We start from the raw sequence: 19,159 nt of genomic DNA on the forward strand, positions 1-19,159 counted from the left end.
CAGATCAGATCAGATTTGCTACGACTCGTGCCATGATTACACTAACTACATATTAGTCTGACCAATCAGCTCAAAATCGACGATTAAAATAATTGGGATTCAAATTTACATAATTCACTTTCCGCTCAATGGAAACGTCGACTCTTCTTTGAAATTCAAGATATTTCAATGCAGCCCCCAACCGCTCTTTATTGCGTAATGCGTTCGGCCCATACTTTAGAATTTCGTTTTTTCTGATCCAGTCATCTCCTCTATCCCAGACATTGTGCTGAAGCCAGCGCGTTAGCTCGGAACCATCTAATTCTTCAATGGGTATTTCAGGCTTTGGCGAAAAAAGTTGCTTAAATTCATCTGCATACCAAGCACATATTTTTTCCGCACCTCGGATAGTCTCTAAGGAGATATCGCCAACATCCCCTCCAAAAAAATGTAAGACGGCAGCAAGCCTTGCCAAATTTTCCGCATATTTCGAAGCGTAATCTTTGATCTCTGCGAAGTAACACCCAGGTTGCATATCGGCTTCCACGCTATTAAAAGTGTCAATCCAGAATGCCGCCGCCTCAGGTGAGAATTTGACTGATTCGCTACTGCCATCTATCCTCTCCATATTCAATATATCTGCCATACGTTTCTGAAACTTCGGTAAATGCTCCCATGATGGAGTTTTGTTTTCAATTTGCCTTGACCCCTGTGTTGAGCTAGGAAAGCAAATTAAGGTACGTGCAAGGAAACCGATATCTCTGGATTCTTCTCCGTGTCGTTGAATAAATTTTTTGACGATTTTTTCTTGCCCCATTAATGACATCGTTAAGCGCGGATTGTGAATTGAAAAACTCTCCGAAACGCGTCGCTCAACTTTATGGGTAGCCCCTTCCCAAATTTTGTTGAGAAGTGGAAGACTGCTTGCAGCTCGTCCTTTGAAAATATTTCCAGCTTCATCGGACATGATTCCAGCAGACCTTCCGTGTTCAAATAAGCCCCGCACGATAGCTTCTGGCGTCGCATCGACATAAATCATTTTTTTCTTTTTCGGCATAATGGGTTCCGACGATGCGTGCGCAATCAGCTCTTGCTGTAATAGATCAGCTGATTCACCCTTTGACATTTTTTTTATAGAAGCATGAATAGCTTTTTTACTTGTATTCCATAAATACATGGCAGCGTCATACTCCATTTTCTTTTGTTGATATATGTTTTCTTGTTCTCTTTCATAGTCAAAAATAACTCGTGTAAATAATTTGTCGGCAGAAGTTTTACGCTCTCCTGATTCTGCGATCACCAGCAAAAAAAGTGATATCGGCGTTGGGTCAGTCATATTAGGTCGAAGTACATTGACATACTCTTGACACACTAAAGACATCGCCCCTAAAGCAGAAGATGCAATGAGTGCGATCGGTGCCTGAATATTGCTCTCCACTTCCTGGATAGCATCTCGAATCAAAGCAGGAAATGCTTCGATGGGAAATTTTTGTTTTCGAATATAAGCATCCTTCATTTTTAAAATCCTTCATTTTTCTAATTTGGTTATTACGTATGCAGGAGAGAAAATCTTTCTCTCACTATTCAACTCGTCTAGTTGAAATTAAAGTCACATTTCCTTTCATTCGTATTTTTCAAAATACTTACTTCAGAATATTTTTTCGATCCAAATTCCTTTACGAGATAGTTGGCGGCCTAGATTCAAAAAGAGCAGATGCATCAGAGTTCACAACACTCACTAAATTAATATTTGTCATGCGATCTCGATATAGAGTGATAGCCAACGGTTAAGCATGAGGTAACCAATTTAGGTACCACCATGGGTGACTTAGTTTTTAGGTAAATAAGGATTTGGGATATCTGCCCGGCTGGCTGATATGCGAGATTCGATCCAACTTGTCACCTCCGATTCAACCCATCCGACGGTATTTGCGCCTAATTTGACTTGAGTTGGAAACGTGGGATCAAAGTGTGCTGATTTTTTATCGAGTTTTTGATACAAGGCCGATCTGGACAATCCCGTGCGCGCTAAAACCTGTTTGCTACGTAAGATCGTGAGAGATGGATTGAATTGAGTAACCATATTTCCCTCTTTATTTCAAAAAAAAATTACGAGAGGAATAGGTAAGTCCTGCTGACCAAAATATTTCAGCCCCATAATGGTTAAAGAACCTAGGGGAATAAAAAACATTAATTTCACAATAAACTCCTTGCTATAGTTAATTTCAAATGGTGTCTTTTCAGGCACCGTGCATTAACTATGCTCCAGAATTTTCAAGTGAAATTCTTAACATGCATTGTTAGGCTCTATCGAGTCTTAAAAAGACTTAACGAGTTGAATTAATCGTTTTTTTTAATTTTTATTTTATTTTTCCGTGCAACTCTCGCCCCAAAATTTTTGAAGCTCAAAGAACCAGTTTTGCCATTTTTTTCATATTGGACCTCACCATCGACGTATCCCGATAACGGATATGGACGCTCCTCGCACTTTGCCATTTCTACAAATTTTCCCCAAATTATCTGAATATTATTACTAGGAGCCGCCGCTGTTATTGCGCGCGCAATTACTTCAGTCAATACATTGTTGCGCTCATTTTTTTCAAAATTTTCTTTTTCAGTTTGAATAGTAAGGCTCACCTGTGTTTTACTAAATTCTTTAGATAATGGAATTTTTTGATCTTTTATTTCCGTTGGACTCTTTTGTGCACCTACTTCAATCTGCACCCTCTCGTTTGGCGATGGGGGGAACTCTTGCTGCAATCGATCTAATTCTCTTTCTGAAATGAAAAGATGATCTTTGGTGGTTACGCCATCATCTTTTGTCAGTGGCCTTACTGATTTCCACGGGATGAGGAGGGATGCCAAATGCGAGAATGTCGGTATACCAAATAATCCACGATCTGGCTCTAATTTATCTTTATCTACTTTGACAGGGGGGGATAATGCTCGACGAATCCAGTCTGGATCGGCCTCATTTGTTACTGGAAGGGAATTTTGTGTCTCATTTTTCAGAGAAGCTGGCTGAAGTGATATTTCATCTGTAAATCTAAAAGTTGCCAATTTTTTTCTCAAATTACTCGTTCTTTTTTCTTTGAGAATTTTTTCGGCTTCTTTTGGAGAATTGAAAGAATGGGGGATAACAAATCCTACTGCCTCAATTTCAGCGACATCCTCCTTCAAAAGTTCAACTCGATCTTTCGGACCGAAAATCTTCCGAAGTGGACCAGTAATTCCGGGCTGAAGTACAAGGCATTGACAGATGTCCAGTAACTCATATTCGCCTTTTGCGACAACACCCGCAATAATCGGCAATTTCCCCGTCGCACCAAGATGCAATAAATCGTCTATATCGCGCTTTAGTACTTTTGCAGCAGCAGTTAAACGAACATACTCAATTTCATTGTCAAATTTATTGTTGAAGTCACTATTAGGCATTTTCTTTAAAATTTCTGTGGATAGCATTGACAATGAAATGTACACGTTATGATTCTTCTTGCGAAGCATCCAACATAGCTATTTGCAATTTATTTTATTTGTTAATAGCAAAATTAAATGTACATTGCGCCACAAAAATTTTTTGCACAAATCATCATGCCCTCATCAAAGTTGCAGCATAGATTTTTGCATCCATGTTTGCATCCATTTGAAATTTCATAGAAGATAAATTGTTGCCTATTAATCGTTATAAGGCATATTTCGGTTCCGGCTCTCGCACCAAGAGATTGTTTAAAGCAGTACAAAGTAGTCCAATGACCCGTGTTGCTCACTATGAGAACGCGGGTTTTTTGTTTTATGCATTTCGTGATGTATCCGTTGGTTCGTCTGTAAATTTTCACAAATTGCAGCTACCAACGCTGAGAAGAAATGCATGTGCTTTTGTTGATGACACAAGACGTATCTTTGAATAGTTGCTGATCATAAAAATATGGGGTGCGCTGATATTATGCGCAGCGCTAATTAGAATTGCCCCATGCTGTTCTTCCACGGGCTCAAGCGTTTGACATATTCAAAACAGCTATCTCTATCGCCAATTGCAAGAGGATTCAATTTTTTGATTGCATTGAGCCAGCGTTGGATAAGTAAGAGCGCGATTAACGCTGCTGAATATCCTAGGTACGCATCCCTGATCGTAATGAGCATACATGGTTGTGAATCGCCCGAAATGCTTACGCTATGTCATTACTGCAATTTGCGGCGATACAATATAAACAGTTCATCTTTATCGGCAGCGCGGTGCCCACTCCAGACGGGTTCCCATTGTTCAGCGTCAACGTGAGCTGGCATAACGGGTGTGGTGGTTTGCTTCCGGCTATTCTGCACCATCAGATAGCCGCAGTCATGGTCCGAGAATCCGGCAAATTGAATTTTGCCGAAGTAAGCAAAAGTACTTCGTTGCGATGGCCCGATATATCCCTCGATACAGTATGCTTTATTCGGTAGTTGCTGGGCGAGGTCTTCGGCAACACTGGCGTACGTCACTCGGTGATTAATCCACGGCAACCATAATGTCAGCAGCAGCAACCAGCATAAAATAAGCCCACCACTAGACAGTACGACTGCCCGCCAAAGAACCGATGGTTGCCGCGAAATACGCCAATAAACCAGAAGGAACCAGGCAAGCGTAGCGATGAAAGCGAGCATAAAAACGAACGGGTTAAAGCTTGCTTCGAAACCCGGAGCCAGTCTTAGGATTTTAGCTCCCAGGTTGCTTGGGAAGCCGGTTTGCTCTGCTATCCAGCCCAGCCAGATAAAGCCCGCAGTGCCCGTGAGTACGGTCACTGCAAACCAGTCAACAGCGTTGATCGCACTGCGCTTCATTGTTGGCAGGCCGAATGCGGCAAGAATTGCCATTGGAGGCAGCAGCGGAAGTAATAAACTTTCCTCTGCGTTTTGACTCATTAAGGCCAGAATGATAAATCCGAACAGGAACGCAACTGGTAACGCAATATGCAGCGCTTTTTCTTGCCTGCGCCACGCATAAATAGCCCACGCAGCAAAAGGCCAGGCTGGCCACGCAAACCAGATGCTATATTTAAAAAAGTAGCTGACGCTATCGATGCCTGGCCAGTTAATTTGACGATAATTCCATAACATCCAGGCGGGGACCGGGCTGCTGTCGTATGGATGGTTAACGTGTATTGCGAGCAGCCAGATAGTTGTTGGAAGCAGTGCTATCGGTAACGCTGCAACAATAAATTTGATGTGCTGCGTTTGTTGGCGATAGACGCATAGTGCAATCAGTATCAAAAATAAGGTAACCGGCAGCACCCAGCCTTTCGTCAGCACGAGCAGACCGAGGCTAAGTCCTAATTGAGCACTAAGAGAAATTTTCGGCGTATCAAGCAGGCGGACGCAAACATACAGAGTGAATGCCACCAGCGAAATTTGCAGGGTTTCAGCGCCCGTTTCATGGCTACGTATCAGTAAGCCCAGGCATCCGAGGTAGATGAGTAAAGCACCGTCGGCAAGTGTGCGGCCGAAATCTTTGGGATCCGGTTGCCCCCCAAAAGCGAGTTTCAGTGGCTGGGCTTCTGCACGGCGCCCGAGCAGATAGGTTGCATACCAGACTGAAACTGATCCAAGTAAAAAGAAAAAACCAGTCGACAGTCGGGCCGCCATAGGGGCACCAACAATACCGCCGAATAGTTTGATGCAGATCGCACCGATCCAGAACGCCAGCGGTCCTTTTTCTGCCATGGGCAGGCCAACGATGTGTGGCCACAGCCAGTCGGAAAGCATGCCTTGTGCCATCGTCCACATGATGCCGAAACTTGTCGCATCATCGCCTTTCCATGGATCTCGTCCAATCAGGCCTGGCAGGATGTACAGCAGACAGAGTGCCAGTATTCCCCAGCGAGGAAGGGCAATGGTGGCGGAGGCAGGAAGACGAACTGGCTTCATAGCTTTAAATATGGGTGGAAAGCGTGCTTATTGTAAGGAAAGAAGAAGTAAAAAAGGCAGCCTGAGCTGCCTTTTTTTATTTAAATCATTGCACGAATTAGTTAGCAACAGAAGTCTTGGAACCAACGCTGCCGAACTTTTTACGGAATTTGTCAACGCGACCAGCGGTGTCAACGATTTTATGTTTGCCAGTGTAGAAAGGATGGGATTCTGCAGAAACCTCGATCTTAACCAGTGGATATTCTTTACCTTCAAATTCAGCTTTGTCTTTTGTGCTGATAGTTGAACGTGTGATGAATTTGAAATCGTTAGAAACGTCGTGGAACAACACTTCGCGATAGTTTGGGTGGATGCCTTCTTTCATGCTTGCCTCAATATAAAGTTGGTAGCCAATCAGCACTTCGTCGGTCGTCTCGCTTCTTGACCCGATTGCGTATCACTTGCCAGAGTTAAAGTAATTATGGATTTCGCGATTGCAAAATGCCAAGCTCGCGATTATACAATAGGATCGGTCGTTGGCGCCATATCGGATTGTTTTACCATGTTTACTAATCAATCAATGAATGCAGGGAGGATTGATTTCTTAGTTTTGTTTATCTCTACAGCGTTGCTGTTTTAGTTTTATGTAATGAATTAGCCGGACTACAGTTAAAATTTGGCATTGATTGAATGACGTGAGAAGAGTATGGCAGGAAGCTATGTAGGAATGAACGCAATGTTGCACACCATAGAAGTGGCAGGTGTCGTGGCTTTTGCCTGTTCCGGATTTATAGAAGCCAGGCGCAAGCGTATGGATCCGGTCGGTGTGTTTACTGTTGCCTTTATTACTGCTTTCGGTGGCGGCACGCTACGTGATTTGTTACTCGATCGCCGACCGCTGTTTTGGGTGGAAAATCAGGAATATCCTATATTGATTTTTTTACTGGCACTGATCGCCACACCTTTGTTTCGTCATTTGCGCCATGCTGTTACTGAGAGTGCGATCGAGTGGGCAGATGCTCTAGGCTTGGGCTTATTCAGTGTGACAGGAACATCGCTGGCACTGGAGTTGGATATGCCGGCTTTTGTCTGCGCCATGATGGGTGTTATTACCGGTATTTTTGGTGGTGTATTGCGGGATGTGATCTGTAATGAGATACCGATGGTGTTCCGGCGCGGGCAACTTTACGCTACCTGTGCTTTCACGGGGTGCTGGGTTTATCTCGGGATGACTTACCTTCAGTTTAACGATGCGGCAGCCTTACTCGCCGGCATTATCAGTACTTTCGCGTTACGGATGCTGGCAGTAAAGTTTGATCTGAAGTTGCCCGCTTGAATACGAGTAATACTGCCAGTAGCTGCGCTTACCCTGTACTCAGGCAGACGGGGGATTTTTTTTAAGCGGTGGGCGTGTCAGTAAGCCGCTTAAAAACATATCCACCATATCCTCTGCGTGCGTGTTGATGCAGTATGCATTTGGGTCTTCAAGCCATTCGCCGATGAGACCTACCAGGAAACTATGATTTGCGTGCATGGCGATCCATGTATCAGTCTCCTTCGGCAACTGGCCTGAAGCTACTGCATTGTCGATAATGACCTGCACTTTATTCAGGCATTCTGTGCGTTTTTCTTTTTCAGTTTCGAAGTAGGGTAGGTCAACATTTTTTTCGCTGCGATGAAAAATAATGTCGAATACCTTGCGTTGACGAGAATCACTGGATACCAGCTTCAGAAAGTGGATATTCAACTGGCGTAGCGCTGCGATGGGATCTTTTTGGGGAGCATCACTGATTTCGTTCAATAAGGCTTCCATAGGCAGGAAGGCGCGATCACACATCGCCTGAAACAGCGCGTTCTTATCTTTAAAGTGCCAATAGATAGCGCCGCGCGTCATTCCTGCTGCACATGCCACGTCATTCAGCGTTGTGTTGGTCACGCCTTTGGTCGAGAAGACATCTTCCGCAGCATTTAAAAGAGCCGTGTGGGTTTCCTGTGCTTCCTCTTTCGTCTTTCTTGCCATGATTTTCCTTGCTAAGTCCATATCTGCCGCCCGGTCGCCGAAGGTAACCGGAAGCGCTGATATCACTCTGTCTGATGCGTCCCCGTTTTTTATAAAGAGGCGCTTTCCTCTTTTTGGTCGGCATCTTAAGAGGGGTGCGCAATTATCGCAATACCAGAATGACTCTATTTCCACGAAGTTTGCGGCAGTACACTTCTTTTTACGAAAAATTCATACTTTGTTACATGAGAAACAACGCTATCCAGATAATAATAACGGGCTCAATCTTGGTGCGCTTGTTGAATACAACCTGCCGTTAATTTCGATGATTTCACGATTCGTAATCAAGTTGTCATCGTTATCTGTGAATGCCTTGCTAATCTATAGGGTCATTTCAGAATTTCATTTACAAACATTCGTGTATGTATATAATAGCACACCGTCCTTTCATTTATAAGAAAGAATTTCTATGTACTCCTCAGGTTTCCCTTCGTCCCAGTCCTTGACCCTGTCATCACAGATATCACAATTGTTCTCTCGCCGCGCGGCCAGTGCGCTGGCGATTAGTTTCTCTTTAATTGTGTTGACTGCGTGCGGCAAGCAAGGTGGGCAAAATGCTGGTCCAGGCAATATGCCTCCGCCAGAAGTCAATGTAGTTGCGCTGGAAAGTCGTGATCTTGCAGTGGATTTTGAATATGTGGGCCAGACTGCAGGCTCGAAAGAAACAGAAATCCGGGCGCGTGTTCCGGGAATTCTGGAAAATCGTTTATACGAAGAAGGCTCCCGCGTGAAAGCAGGCACAGTCTTATTTCAGATCGATCCAGCAACTTATCAGACGCAACTGGCCTCCGCCGAAGCTTCTGCTGGTGTTGCAGAAGCGAAGCTGAATCAGGCAAAACGTGAATATGCGCGTCTGGCACCTCTGGCGACAGAAAAAGCGATTAGTCAAAAAGAATTTGACGACGCGAAGTCAACGTTGGAAACCGCAGAAGCGAGCTACAAGCAAGCGCGTGCGCAGGCCAATGAAGCAAAACTGAATCTGGGCTATACCAAAGTCGTGGCGCCAATAGACGGCGTGACTGGTATGGCTGCTAAGTCGAACGGTAGTTTGATCACCAGCGCAGACAGTTTATTAACCACGATCGTTCAGACCGATACTTTGTATGTCAACTTCAGCATTCCGGAATCAGATTACCTGAAAGTTTCCAAAGAGGTGAATGGCGGCAAGGTTGCTGTACCAGGAAAAGCCGCTAAAAATGGCAGCATAGGTTTTGATGTGAAGCTGAAACTGGCCGATGGCAGTATGTTCCCGACGACAGGAAAAATGAATTTTGTCAGTGAGCGTATCAACGCTGCCAATGGCGGTTTTGATGCGCGTGCGCAAGTGGCTAATCCTGACGGTACTCTGCGTCCTGGACAATTTGTTCGCGTCATGTTGTCAGGGGCAAAACGTATAGGGGCACTTGCTGTACCGCAGCGCGCTGTGATTGATGCGCCGATGGGTAAGATTGTTTTTGTGGTGACACCAGATAACAAACTGGCACCTCGTCCGGTTGAGCTTGACGGCTGGTCGCACGGAGAATGGATTGTTACCAAAGGACTGAAAGCCGGTGAGCGCGTGATGGTTGACGGCGTGATCAAAGCACATGATCCTGGTATGACAGTGAAGCCAGTGCTTATTTCTGCACAGGCAGCCAACGCCGCACCAGCGCCAACAGCAGCTCCGGCTACCGCAAAAGAAGGCGCTTCTGCATCTGCTGCTGCATCTGCCGCTTCGGCTGCCAGTGCTAAGTAAACGTGTCGATACGCATTGAGAGATGCGTAGCTTATTGTTGATAGCACTCCATTCTTTATGAACATCCCACTTCTGACAGAAGCGGGCGACAAGGAATAATTCATGTTCTCTAAATTTTTTATTAACCGGCCGATTTTCGCGACTGTCGTTTCGCTGATTATCGTGCTGGCTGGTCTGGCCGCATTACGCGTCCTGCCAATTTCTCGCTACCCGGAAATTTCTCCGCCGGTAGTTAATGTGACTGCCGTTTACCCGGGTGCTTCTGCCGAAGTGATTGAGCGCACCGTCGCCGCCCCGATTGAAGAACAGATCAACGGCGTCGAACATATGCTGTATATGGACTCTGTTTCGTCTGCAGATGGTCGCGTGTCAATTAACGTGACCTTCGAAGTCGGTACCGATCTCGATATTGCAGCGGTGAACGTGAACAACCGCGTGCGTCAGGCCGATGCCAAGTTGCCGCAAGAAGTGCGTCGTCAGGGCGTGACAGTTTCCAAGAGCTCGTCGAATTTCCTGGTGGTTGCAGCTTTATATTCGCCTGACAATCGTTACGATGCTTTGTATCTTTCTAATTACGCGACGCAAAATGTGTTGGATGCGATCAAGCGGATTCCGGGAACAACGAACGTACAGATTTTCGGTGCGAAAGACTATGCAATGCGGATCTGGATGCGTCCTGATCGTATGGCGCAGCTTGGTGTCACAGTGGCAGATATTTCTAACGCGGTGAATGAGCAAAATGCGCAGTATGCTGCAGGTAAGATTGGTGCGACGCCGAATAATACCGAAGAGTTGACGATGACCGTCACCGCCAAAGGGCGTTTGCTTGAGCCGGAACAGTTTGCCAATATTATCGTGAAGTCGGATAAGAGTGGTGCCACGATACGCATTAAAGATGTGGCGCGTGTCGAACTGGGTTCAAAAGATTACAACCTCTATGGTCGTATTAATGGACATCCATCTGCCAATATCGGTGTGTTCTTACAAACCGGCGCAAATGCGCTGGAAACACGTAAAGCGGTTGAGAAAACACTGGAAGACCTGAAGGCCAAATTCCCGGAAGGAATGAGTTACGCAACACCATATGACACGACACCGTTTGTAACCGAGTCTATTTATGAAGTACTCAAGACTCTGGGCGAAGCGATGGTGCTGGTGTTCATTGTCGTGTATCTGTTTCTGCAAAGCTGGCGCGCAACCATCATTCCTACGCTGGCGGTTCCTGTATCGCTTGTTGGTACGATGGCCGGTTTGCATTTGTTGGGATACAGCATCAATACACTGACCTTATTCGGTATGGTGCTTGCGATCGGTATCGTTGTTGATGATGCGATTGTGGTGTTGGAAAACGTTGAGCGCCTGATGAACGAAGAGGGCATGACCCCGAAGGACGCGGCAATTGAAGCGATGCAAGAAGTGACCGGGCCGGTGATTGCGATTGTGCTGGTGCTGGTGGCGGCTTTTGGTCCGATTGCTTTCCTTGGTGGCCTTGCCGGTGAATTATATCGTCAGTTCTCTGTCACGATTTCGATCGCGGTAGTGTTGTCCGGTATCGTTGCTTTGACTCTGACCCCGGCTCTGTGTGCGATTTTATTGAAACCCGGAGCAGAAAATCACCATCCGTTTTTCTTGTGGTTTAACGCGGCTTTCCTGCGTTTCACAAAACACTACACCAATGGCGTCAGTTTTTTCCTCAAGCGAGCCGTATTAGGCGTTGCGTTAGTGCTCGGCATGGTCGCTTTGACTGGTGTCCTGTGGAAAACCGTCCCTGGTGGACTGGTGCCTGATGAAGATCAGGGCTATTTCATCGGCGCGACTATTTTGCCGGATGGTGCATCGCTTGATCGTACCGATGCCGTCGTCAAACAAGTTGAAGCCGCAATGAAAACGAATCCGGATATCGACACTACATTTGCGTTAGTTGGTCTGGATTTCCTTGGCGGTGGTGGTCTGAAATCATCCGCAGCGACGATGTTCTTCCCGTTGAAACCGTGGGAAGAACGTAGTAAATCTGCGCAACAGCTGGTTGGCGAAAGCTATATGAAAACGGGTGGCATTAAAGAAGGCTTACCTTTATTTTTTGCTCCGCCAGCGATTCAGGGTTTAGGTCAAACCGGTGGTTTCGAGTTCTATCTGCAGAATGCTGGTGAAGGTGGCGTTAAACGTCTCGCAGAGATTTTGCCTTTGCTGATTGCAGAAGCGAACAAACAGCCAGAACTCGCAGGTGTGAAAACATTATGGCAAGCGAATTCGCCACAATTGTACGTGGATGTGGACAATGAAAAAGCCAAATCGATGGGCGTTGCGCTGGCCGATGTTTACAGCACGCTGGCTGCTACGATGGGTAGTTACTATGTGAACGACTTCAATAAAAACGGTCGTATCTACACAGTACAGTTACAGGCAGAAGGTCAGTTTCGCGCTAAACCAGACGATATTGGCGGCATGTATGTGCGCGCTGCCAATGGTCAGATGGTACCGATCCGCGCATTCACCACGATCAAGTTCATTACCGGACCTGACTCGGTAGAACGTTTCAATGCCTTGCCTGCGATTAAACTCATGGGCGATGCTAAACCGGGCTTCAGCTCTGGTCAGGCGATAGCGGCGATGGAACGTGCAGCGAAAAATGTGTTGCCATCGGATGTCGTGTATGACTGGGGTGGTGCATCGTTCCAGGAAAAACGTAGCAGCAACGCCGCAGGTTTGGCATTGGGCGCGGGTGTCTTAATGATTTTCCTGATTCTGGCTGCACAGTACGAAAAATGGTCGCTGCCGTTCTCGGTATTGCTGGCGATGCCTTTCGGTATCTTCGGTGCGCTGCTGGCAGTGTATCTGCGTCACTTTAATAATGACGTGTACTTCCAGATCGGCTTGGTCACCTTACTTGGTTTGTCGGCGAAAAATGCGATTCTGATTGTGGAGTTCGCGGTGATGAAAGTGCACGAGGGTTATGCGCCGGTTGCAGCAGCGGTGGAAGCAGCACGCTTGCGTTTCCGTCCGATTCTGATGACATCGCTGGCGTTTATTCTGGGTGTGGTTCCGCTGGCATTCTCACACGGTGCGGGTGCTGCGGCACGTCAATCCCTGGGGACCGGTGTTTTGGGCGGTATGCTGGCAGCGACTTTCCTCGCGATCTTCTTTGTTCCTTTGTTCTTTAAACTGATTAATGACAAGCGGTTTAAAACATTCCCTGAAGACTTCCATCATCCTGATCACATCCCTCTGGGGCAGCTGATTAAAGAAAAAAAAGTAGAAGGGAAGGAGTAATTATGTTGAAAACTCAATTTGTCCTGAGCACTATTGTCGCGAGTCTGGCACTGGTGGGTTGTGCATCGGTCGGGCCTGATTATCAGCGTCCTCAGCTTGAGGTTCCTGCCAAGCTGGAGGTAACCGGCGGTAAAGCGGCCAATACTGATTTTGTGCAATGGTGGAGCGCATTCAGTGACCCGGTTCTGCTTGATCTGATACAGGAAGCGGCAAAAAATAATCAGGACTTGCTGCTGGCGACAGGGCGTATAGAAGAGGCTCGCGCTCTTGCTGTTGGCGCGAAGTCGAACCGCTATCCTAGTGTTGACGCAACACTGAGCGGCTCTAAAGTCCGTACCAGTGAGACTGCCGGTAAGTTGGCCGCTGGCGCTGAGCCGGTCAGTAAAGATTTCCAGCTGGGTTTGACTGCTTCTTATGAAGTCGATTTCTGGGGGAAATTATCTCGTGCAGATGAGGCTGCGAAAGCAAGATTATTCGCACAGGAGTACAACCGTACGACGGTGCAAACCAGTTTGTTCAGTAATCTTGCACAAAGTTATTTCGCCTTGCGTGCCGCTGACGCACAACTGGCGTTAGCGCAGGCTACTTATCAGACGCGTACGGAAAATTTGCGTTTGCAACAGAAACGCTTTGCATCTGGCGCGACAGGCGAGCTGGATTTGCATCAAGCCGAATCTGAAGCTGCCGCGGCAGAAGTCAGCGTATCGCAAGCGAAGCTGGCTGTCTCCAATCTTGAGTCAGCGATAGCAGTGCTGCTTGGACGTAGCCCTGCAGCAGTCGCGCAACCAGTGATCGCACGTGGTAATGATATCCAGGCGTTGTACCAACATCTGAGCTTACCTGCTGATTTGCCATCTGATGTGTTGAATCGCCGTCCGGATATTCTGGCGGCGGAACAAACGTTGGTGGCAGCGAATGCGGATATCGGGCAGGCGAAGGCGGCGTACTTTCCTAGTTTGAAGTTGACGACAGGTATAGGTTACGAGTCGCGTGTATTCAAAGATCTGATTGACCCGACATCGTTGCTGTGGAATCTCGGTGCCAATCTGGTGCAGCCGGTCTTCCGTGCGGGAGCAATTGGTGCCGTGGTCTCTGGCGCTGAAGCCCGTAAAACGCAGGCTACCGCGCAGTATGTGCAAGCGGTACAAGGAGCCTTCCGCGACGTACATGATGCGTTGAGCAGCGCTGAATCGAATGAGCAGATTTATCGCGCAAATCTGAAGCGCGTCAAGGCATTGAAAGATAGTCAGCGTTTAGCGGAGTTACGCTATAAAAATGGTTACAGCAGCTATCTGGAAGTGTTGAACGCGCAACGCGATCTGGCTGCTGTCGAAACAGCGTTGATTGACACTCAGCGGGCACATCTCAGCGCTGTTGTCAGCTTGTATAAAGCGGTTGGCGGTGGTTGGGAAGTGAAAGCTATCTCACAGTAAATTGTGCGCTTAAAGAAAAAGGCTTCCTGATGTAATTCAGGAAGCCTTTTTTATTTTCATGAAATTGATATCAGACAGTAAGACGAAAAAAGAGCCGACAATTTTCATTGTCGGCTCTTTTAAGTACATCCATCACTCATTCAACAGCGATGGCCGTACTCAACCACCACGGCGCATCATTTCAAAAAACTCTGCATTATTTTTGGTGGCTTTCATTTTATCGAGAATGAATTCCATCGCTTCGATCTCATCCATCGAATACAGCAACTTACGCAGAATCCAGATTTTCTGAAGCTGATCTGGTTTGATCAGTAATTCTTCACGACGTGTGCCAGATTTATTCAGGTTAATTGCCGGATAAACGCGCTTTTCCGCCAGGCGACGTTCCAGATGCACTTCCATGTTACCCGTGCCTTTAAATTCCTCGTAGATCACGTCGTCCATACGGCTGCCTGTTTCGATCAGTGCCGTGGCGATAATGGTTAATGAACCACCTTCTTCGACATTACGTGCCGCACCAAAGAAACGTTTTGGGCGTTGCAGTGCATTGGCATCGACACCACCGGTCAACACTTTGCCGGAGGCCGGAATAACTGTATTGTAGGCACGTGCCAGACGGGTAATCGAGTCGAGCAGAATGACCACGTCTTTTTTCATTTCGACTAAACGCTTGGCTTTTTCCAGCACCATCTCGGCGACCTGAACGTGGCGCGTTGCCGGTTCGTCGAAAGTGGAAGCAACGACTTCACCACGCACGGAACGCTGCATTTCGGTCACTTCTTCAGGACGTTCATCGATCAGTAAAACGATTAATGTTACATCCGGATGATTAGTGGTGATCGCATGCGCGATATGCTGCAGCATCACGGACTTGCCAGATTTCGGTGATGCAACCAGTAAGCCGCGCTGACCACGCCCTATTGGTGCAATCATGTCGATGATCCGGCCTGTTGTATTCTCTTCGCCGCGCATTTCGCGTTCCAGCGTCAGCACCTTATTCGGATGCAGAGGCGTCAGATTTTCAAACAGAATACGGTGTTTCGATGCTTCTGGTGATTCACCGTTCACCTTGTCTACCTTCACCAACGCGAAGTAGCGTTCACCATCCTTAGGAGTACGGACTTCACCTTCAATCGAGTCACCAGTATGCAGATTGAAACGACGGATTTGCGAAGGCGAGATATAGATATCGTCGGTCGATGCCATGTAACTGGCATCGGGCGAGCGCAGGAAGCCAAAACCGTCAGGTAATACTTCGAGTGCGCCATCGCCAAAAATTTGTTCGCCTGCTTTTGCGCGTTTTTTCAGAATCGCAAACATTAACTCTTGTTTGCGCATACGTGCAGCGTTGTCAATATCAAGCCCAATAGCCATTTCCAGCAATGCGGATACGTGTAGGGCTTTTAATTCAGATAGATGCATGGTGAGTGTCCCGGGACGGGAATATGAGGTGGGGGAGTGAACAGAGGAACTGCGGAATAAACAGAATCGTTATTTGTCTTTTGAGGTCAGCGACCTGTTAAGCATTCTTTATGTATTTGTACTTTGTGCTCAATGTGCATACAGCGCCGGATTTTATTTTTGAAGGATTGTACACCATCAGAAAGAACATCCAGCGCAGTTGGTGAGCAAATTTTCAGATATTGCTATCGATAAAAGAGATCAGCTGACCTTTAGCCAGTGCGCCGACTTTTTGTGCGGCGACTGCGCCATTTTTAAACAGTATCAGTGTCGGGATGCCACGGATGCCAAATTGAGCAGGAACTGCCTGATTTGCATCAACGTCCATTTTTGCGACAATAATTTTGCCATCGTATTCTTTAGCAACTTCTTCCAGAATCGGCGCAATCATTTTGCATGGACCACACCATTCGGCCCAGAAATCGACCAGGACAGGTTTGTCAGATTTTAATACATCAGCTTCAAAAGAAGCATCGCTTACGTATTTGATGTTTTCGCTCATGGAATCCTCATCGAGAGGGAAAAATTAAGGGGTAACAGCGCCACAGAATATCGGTCGGGCAGTTGGGAACTCGCCGTATTCAGAGGTTGGATCTGGCGGCGATTGGCTTAAATTCAATAGCGGAGATTTATTTCTCACCTTGAATATGCCAATGAAGAACCAAGCGTGGTTAGCTATGCGTCAAATAATAACCTATTTTCAAAAAAAGTGTGATGCTAAGCGCCAATTTGTATAATTCGGTACGTAAAATCCCGGGAATGCATTCTGATTTTTCTGGTTTTAAGCAGTGCGCTTTTTGTTTGAGAAGTGTTTCTGGATGCTGAATACATCGTTCAGACACTGAATTTACGTGTTTAGCTTTAGATCACGATGCTGATGCCGAGGGTTTGCTCGTATAATAACAAGTCAGGTTTGTCGCGCCCCAATACACATAAACATATGATGATTTCCGATTTCGAATTGCTTGCTGAAAAAGTAGCCAAGCTTGCTGAGCTTACCCACGCCTTGCGGGTGGAGAACGCTGCCTTGCGTAATGAGGTGACCGCGTTAACGACGCAGAATCAGGATGTCAGGGAACGTATGCAACAAGCGCATGAACGGATTACTGCTTTACTGACACAATTACCAGCAGAAGTCCTGAAGGATGAAGAGGTGTCAGCATGACTGATAAAAAATTGATTCAGGTTGACGTCAATATCATGGGACAAGCTTACAAGTTGTCCTGCAAAGAAGGTGAAGATCGGGCGTTGCGAGAAGCGGCTGCTTATCTTGATGCGAAGATGTGTGCAATTCGTGATTCTTCCCGTGTCAAAGGTACTGATAGAATTGCTGTGATGGCGGCGTTGGGTATGACAACGGAATTGCTGGCAACTAAATCGCCCGAAGGTCCCTTATCTGGATTGTCTTTGTCGGAAGTAAAACAAAAGATGACGCAGATGCATGAGGTGATGGATCAGGCGTTGACTCCGCAAGAAAATCTATTTTGATTTTTAGAGTTATTACTTAATTTAATCAAAAATGAGCAAAATAGTTCTCGCTTCAATCGCATTTGAGAGTAAACTTTAATTCCCTGCCGTGTTCGCCAGTGCCATATATTCCTTGAACCATTTATGTGCATAGGCTGTGGGATATTGTTTGATGGGTGTGAGCGTCGCTAGTTCGATGAACCCGAAATTGAACTGACCGTGGCCAACTTGAACCGCTTAGGTTCAGGATGCCGGCATAGCGGCATCGGTGGGGACTTATTTTGAAACGACTGTCATTTCTGACAGTCGTTTTTTTATTTGGCGCGTCTGAATGTGCGACAATTTATTTTTACCTTCCTCTAAAACGACGATGAATTATTGGCTAATGAAGTCAGAACCTGATGAGATCAGTATTGATGACGTGCTGGCGATGAAGAGCGTGCCGTGGTTTGGTGTGAGAAATTATCAGGCACGAAATTTTATGCGGGATGCAATGCGAATCGGTGATGGCGTGTTGTTCTATCATTCCAGTTGCGCCCAGCCGGGCATTGCCGGTATCGCGGAAGTGAGCAGCACATCGTATCCTGACCATACGCAGTTTGATCCCGACAGTAAATATTTCGATCCTAAGTCGACCAGAGAAAATCCGCGCTGGATGATGGTTGATATTAAGGCCTTGCGTAAAACACGCTTATTCAGCCTTGCAGAGTTAAGATCGGTACCCGGGTTAGAGAGTATGCTGGTACTGCAAAAAGGCAGTCGCTTATCGATAACGCCGGTGACTCCGTATGAATGGGAAACCATATTAGCTATTTTGGATAAATAAACTGATGACTGACGATCTGACTCAAACAGTTGCAACAGCTTTTCCAGCCGCCAGATTCATTAAGGAAATTGGCCGGGGAAAAGATGGTGCCCGCAGCATGTCATCTGAAGATGCTGCAAGCTTATATACCGCAATGCTGAATGGTCGCGTCAGCGACCTTGAGTTGGGTGCAATTTTGCTGGCGATGCGTATCAAAGGCGAGTCGATCGATGAGATCGCTGGTTTTTTACACGCTGCCCGCCCGTTTATGCTGGCACTGGAAGCTCCGCTCAGCAACAACTATGTTCCGGTATTGATACCGAGTTACAACGGCGCACGCAAAAAAGCGAATCTGACGCCATTACTGGCAATCTTGTTGGCTCGTCGTGGCGTACCTGTGGTGGTGCATGGCGTTAGTCATGACCCTGGTCGCGTGACGACTGCCGAAATTTTTTCTGCGCTGAATTTTCCCGTGTGTAGTAATGCCTCCGATGTCAGCCTTGAAATGTCTTTATCGCGCCCGGCATTTATTCCCGTTGAATTGCTTGCTCCAGCCCTCGCACGTTTGCTAGCTTTACGAAAAATACTTGGTGTCCGTAACTCGACACACACCTTGGTGAAGTTGCTGCAGCCTTTTACAACACCGGCCTTGCGTCTGACTTCTTACACTCACCCGGAATATCAGCAGATGTTGCAGCACTACTTTAGTCAGCGCGCACCACATGAGGCTGGCGATGTCTTTTTGATGCGTGGAACCGAAGGCGAAACGGTTGCAAGTACCGGGCGTGCACAGCAGATAGACTGGATACACGAAGGTGAGGTGACAACCTTGGCTCACACCCAGTCTGTGATTGTTGGAGAGGTTGAAAATATTCCAGAGCAGTTCGATGCTGCGACCACCGCAGCATGGATACAGCGCGTATTAAATGACGAAATTCCCGTACCAGTGAATATTGCGGCGCAGGTAGAGCATTGTGTGCTGGTGTCGCGCCTGATTCATCAGCGATTAGTGAGGTAATTTGCCGGAGATTGTGCGAAGGCACCGCTAACGATTAACGAAAAAAAACGCC

The 19,159-nt window shown here is 46.8% G+C and carries 16 protein-coding genes and 1 other RNA gene; 9 read left to right on the forward strand and 8 right to left on the reverse strand.

Annotation, left to right across the window (positions count from 1 at the left end):
• Positions 1-70: 70 nt before the first annotated feature.
• The 5 genes from H8K38_RS11550 to H8K38_RS11570 form a co-directional block, all read right to left on the reverse strand.
• Positions 71-1,495, reverse strand: a complete 1,425-nt coding sequence (locus tag H8K38_RS11550) for a YfjI family protein (protein ID WP_186884996.1) — start codon at positions 1,493-1,495, stop codon at positions 71-73.
• Positions 1,496-1,807: 312 nt separating this feature from the next.
• Positions 1,808-2,062: an AlpA family transcriptional regulator gene (locus H8K38_RS11555; protein ID WP_186884997.1), complete on the reverse strand. Its 255-nt coding sequence runs from the start codon at positions 2,060-2,062 to the stop codon at positions 1,808-1,810.
• Between the two features lie 257 nt (positions 2,063-2,319).
• Positions 2,320-3,441, reverse strand: a complete 1,122-nt coding sequence (locus H8K38_RS11560; RefSeq protein WP_186884998.1) for a hypothetical protein — start codon at positions 3,439-3,441, stop codon at positions 2,320-2,322.
• A 717-nt stretch (positions 3,442-4,158) separates the two neighbouring features.
• The gene (locus H8K38_RS11565) at positions 4,159-5,880 is read right to left on the reverse strand and encodes a glycosyltransferase family 39 protein (protein ID WP_186884999.1); all 1,722 of its coding nucleotides are present in this window, start codon (positions 5,878-5,880) and stop codon (positions 4,159-4,161) included.
• 97 nt (positions 5,881-5,977) lie between these two features.
• Positions 5,978-6,244, reverse strand: coding sequence for a type B 50S ribosomal protein L31 (locus H8K38_RS11570; RefSeq protein ID WP_186885000.1), 267 nt, complete (start codon positions 6,242-6,244; stop codon positions 5,978-5,980).
• 321 nt (positions 6,245-6,565) lie between these two features.
• Here H8K38_RS11570 and H8K38_RS11575 point away from each other — a divergent pair, with 321 nt between their 5' ends.
• Positions 6,566-7,195 (forward strand): trimeric intracellular cation channel family protein, encoded by a 630-nt coding sequence (locus H8K38_RS11575; protein WP_370587092.1) that lies wholly within the window; start codon positions 6,566-6,568, stop codon positions 7,193-7,195.
• Between the two features lie 39 nt (positions 7,196-7,234).
• On the opposite strand, the gene H8K38_RS11580 is transcribed toward H8K38_RS11575, so the two are convergent.
• Entirely contained in the window at positions 7,235-7,945 is a 711-nt protein-coding gene (locus H8K38_RS11580) for a TetR family transcriptional regulator (RefSeq protein WP_222610836.1), read from the reverse strand.
• Positions 7,946-8,327: 382 nt separating this feature from the next.
• Here H8K38_RS11580 and H8K38_RS11585 point away from each other — a divergent pair, with 382 nt between their 5' ends.
• From H8K38_RS11585 to H8K38_RS11595, 3 genes are all read left to right on the forward strand, one after another.
• Positions 8,328-9,653, forward strand: coding sequence for an efflux RND transporter periplasmic adaptor subunit (locus tag H8K38_RS11585; RefSeq protein WP_186885002.1), 1,326 nt, complete (start codon positions 8,328-8,330; stop codon positions 9,651-9,653).
• A 102-nt stretch (positions 9,654-9,755) separates the two neighbouring features.
• A complete protein-coding gene (locus H8K38_RS11590) occupies positions 9,756-12,923 on the forward strand; it encodes an efflux RND transporter permease subunit (RefSeq protein WP_186885003.1) in 3,168 nt (1,055 codons plus the stop codon).
• A 2-nt stretch (positions 12,924-12,925) separates the two neighbouring features.
• Positions 12,926-14,356: an efflux transporter outer membrane subunit gene (locus tag H8K38_RS11595; protein ID WP_186885004.1), complete on the forward strand. Its 1,431-nt coding sequence runs from the start codon at positions 12,926-12,928 to the stop codon at positions 14,354-14,356.
• A 159-nt stretch (positions 14,357-14,515) separates the two neighbouring features.
• On the opposite strand, the gene rho is transcribed toward H8K38_RS11595, so the two are convergent.
• Both rho and trxA read right to left on the reverse strand, forming a co-directional pair.
• On the reverse strand, positions 14,516-15,778 hold the full coding sequence (gene rho, locus H8K38_RS11600; protein ID WP_186885005.1) for a transcription termination factor Rho: 1,263 nt from the start codon (positions 15,776-15,778) through the stop codon (positions 14,516-14,518).
• 214 nt (positions 15,779-15,992) lie between these two features.
• Positions 15,993-16,319, reverse strand: coding sequence for a thioredoxin TrxA (trxA, locus tag H8K38_RS11605; protein ID WP_186885006.1), 327 nt, complete (start codon positions 16,317-16,319; stop codon positions 15,993-15,995).
• Between the two features lie 438 nt (positions 16,320-16,757).
• Here trxA and H8K38_RS11610 point away from each other — a divergent pair, with 438 nt between their 5' ends.
• The 5 genes from H8K38_RS11610 (at position 16,758) to ybiB (ending at position 19,107) form a co-directional block, all read left to right on the forward strand.
• Entirely contained in the window at positions 16,758-16,982 is a 225-nt protein-coding gene (locus H8K38_RS11610) for a DUF904 domain-containing protein (protein WP_223826996.1), read from the forward strand.
• 11 nt (positions 16,983-16,993) lie between these two features.
• Positions 16,994-17,305 (forward strand): cell division protein ZapA, encoded by a 312-nt coding sequence (locus H8K38_RS11615; protein ID WP_186885277.1) that lies wholly within the window; start codon positions 16,994-16,996, stop codon positions 17,303-17,305.
• A 77-nt stretch (positions 17,306-17,382) separates the two neighbouring features.
• A non-coding RNA gene (ssrS, locus tag H8K38_RS11620) (6S RNA) lies at positions 17,383-17,563 on the forward strand.
• A gap of 91 nt (positions 17,564-17,654) precedes the next feature.
• Positions 17,655-18,110: an EVE domain-containing protein gene (locus tag H8K38_RS11625; RefSeq protein ID WP_186885007.1), complete on the forward strand. Its 456-nt coding sequence runs from the start codon at positions 17,655-17,657 to the stop codon at positions 18,108-18,110.
• Positions 18,111-18,114: 4 nt separating this feature from the next.
• A complete protein-coding gene (gene ybiB, locus H8K38_RS11630; RefSeq protein ID WP_186885008.1) occupies positions 18,115-19,107 on the forward strand; it encodes a DNA-binding protein YbiB in 993 nt (330 codons plus the stop codon).
• Positions 19,108-19,159: the final 52 nt, after the last annotated feature.

Source organism: Undibacterium sp. FT79W (genome assembly GCF_014284215.1).
Lineage (GTDB): Bacteria > Pseudomonadota > Gammaproteobacteria > Burkholderiales > Burkholderiaceae_D > Undibacterium > Undibacterium aquatile.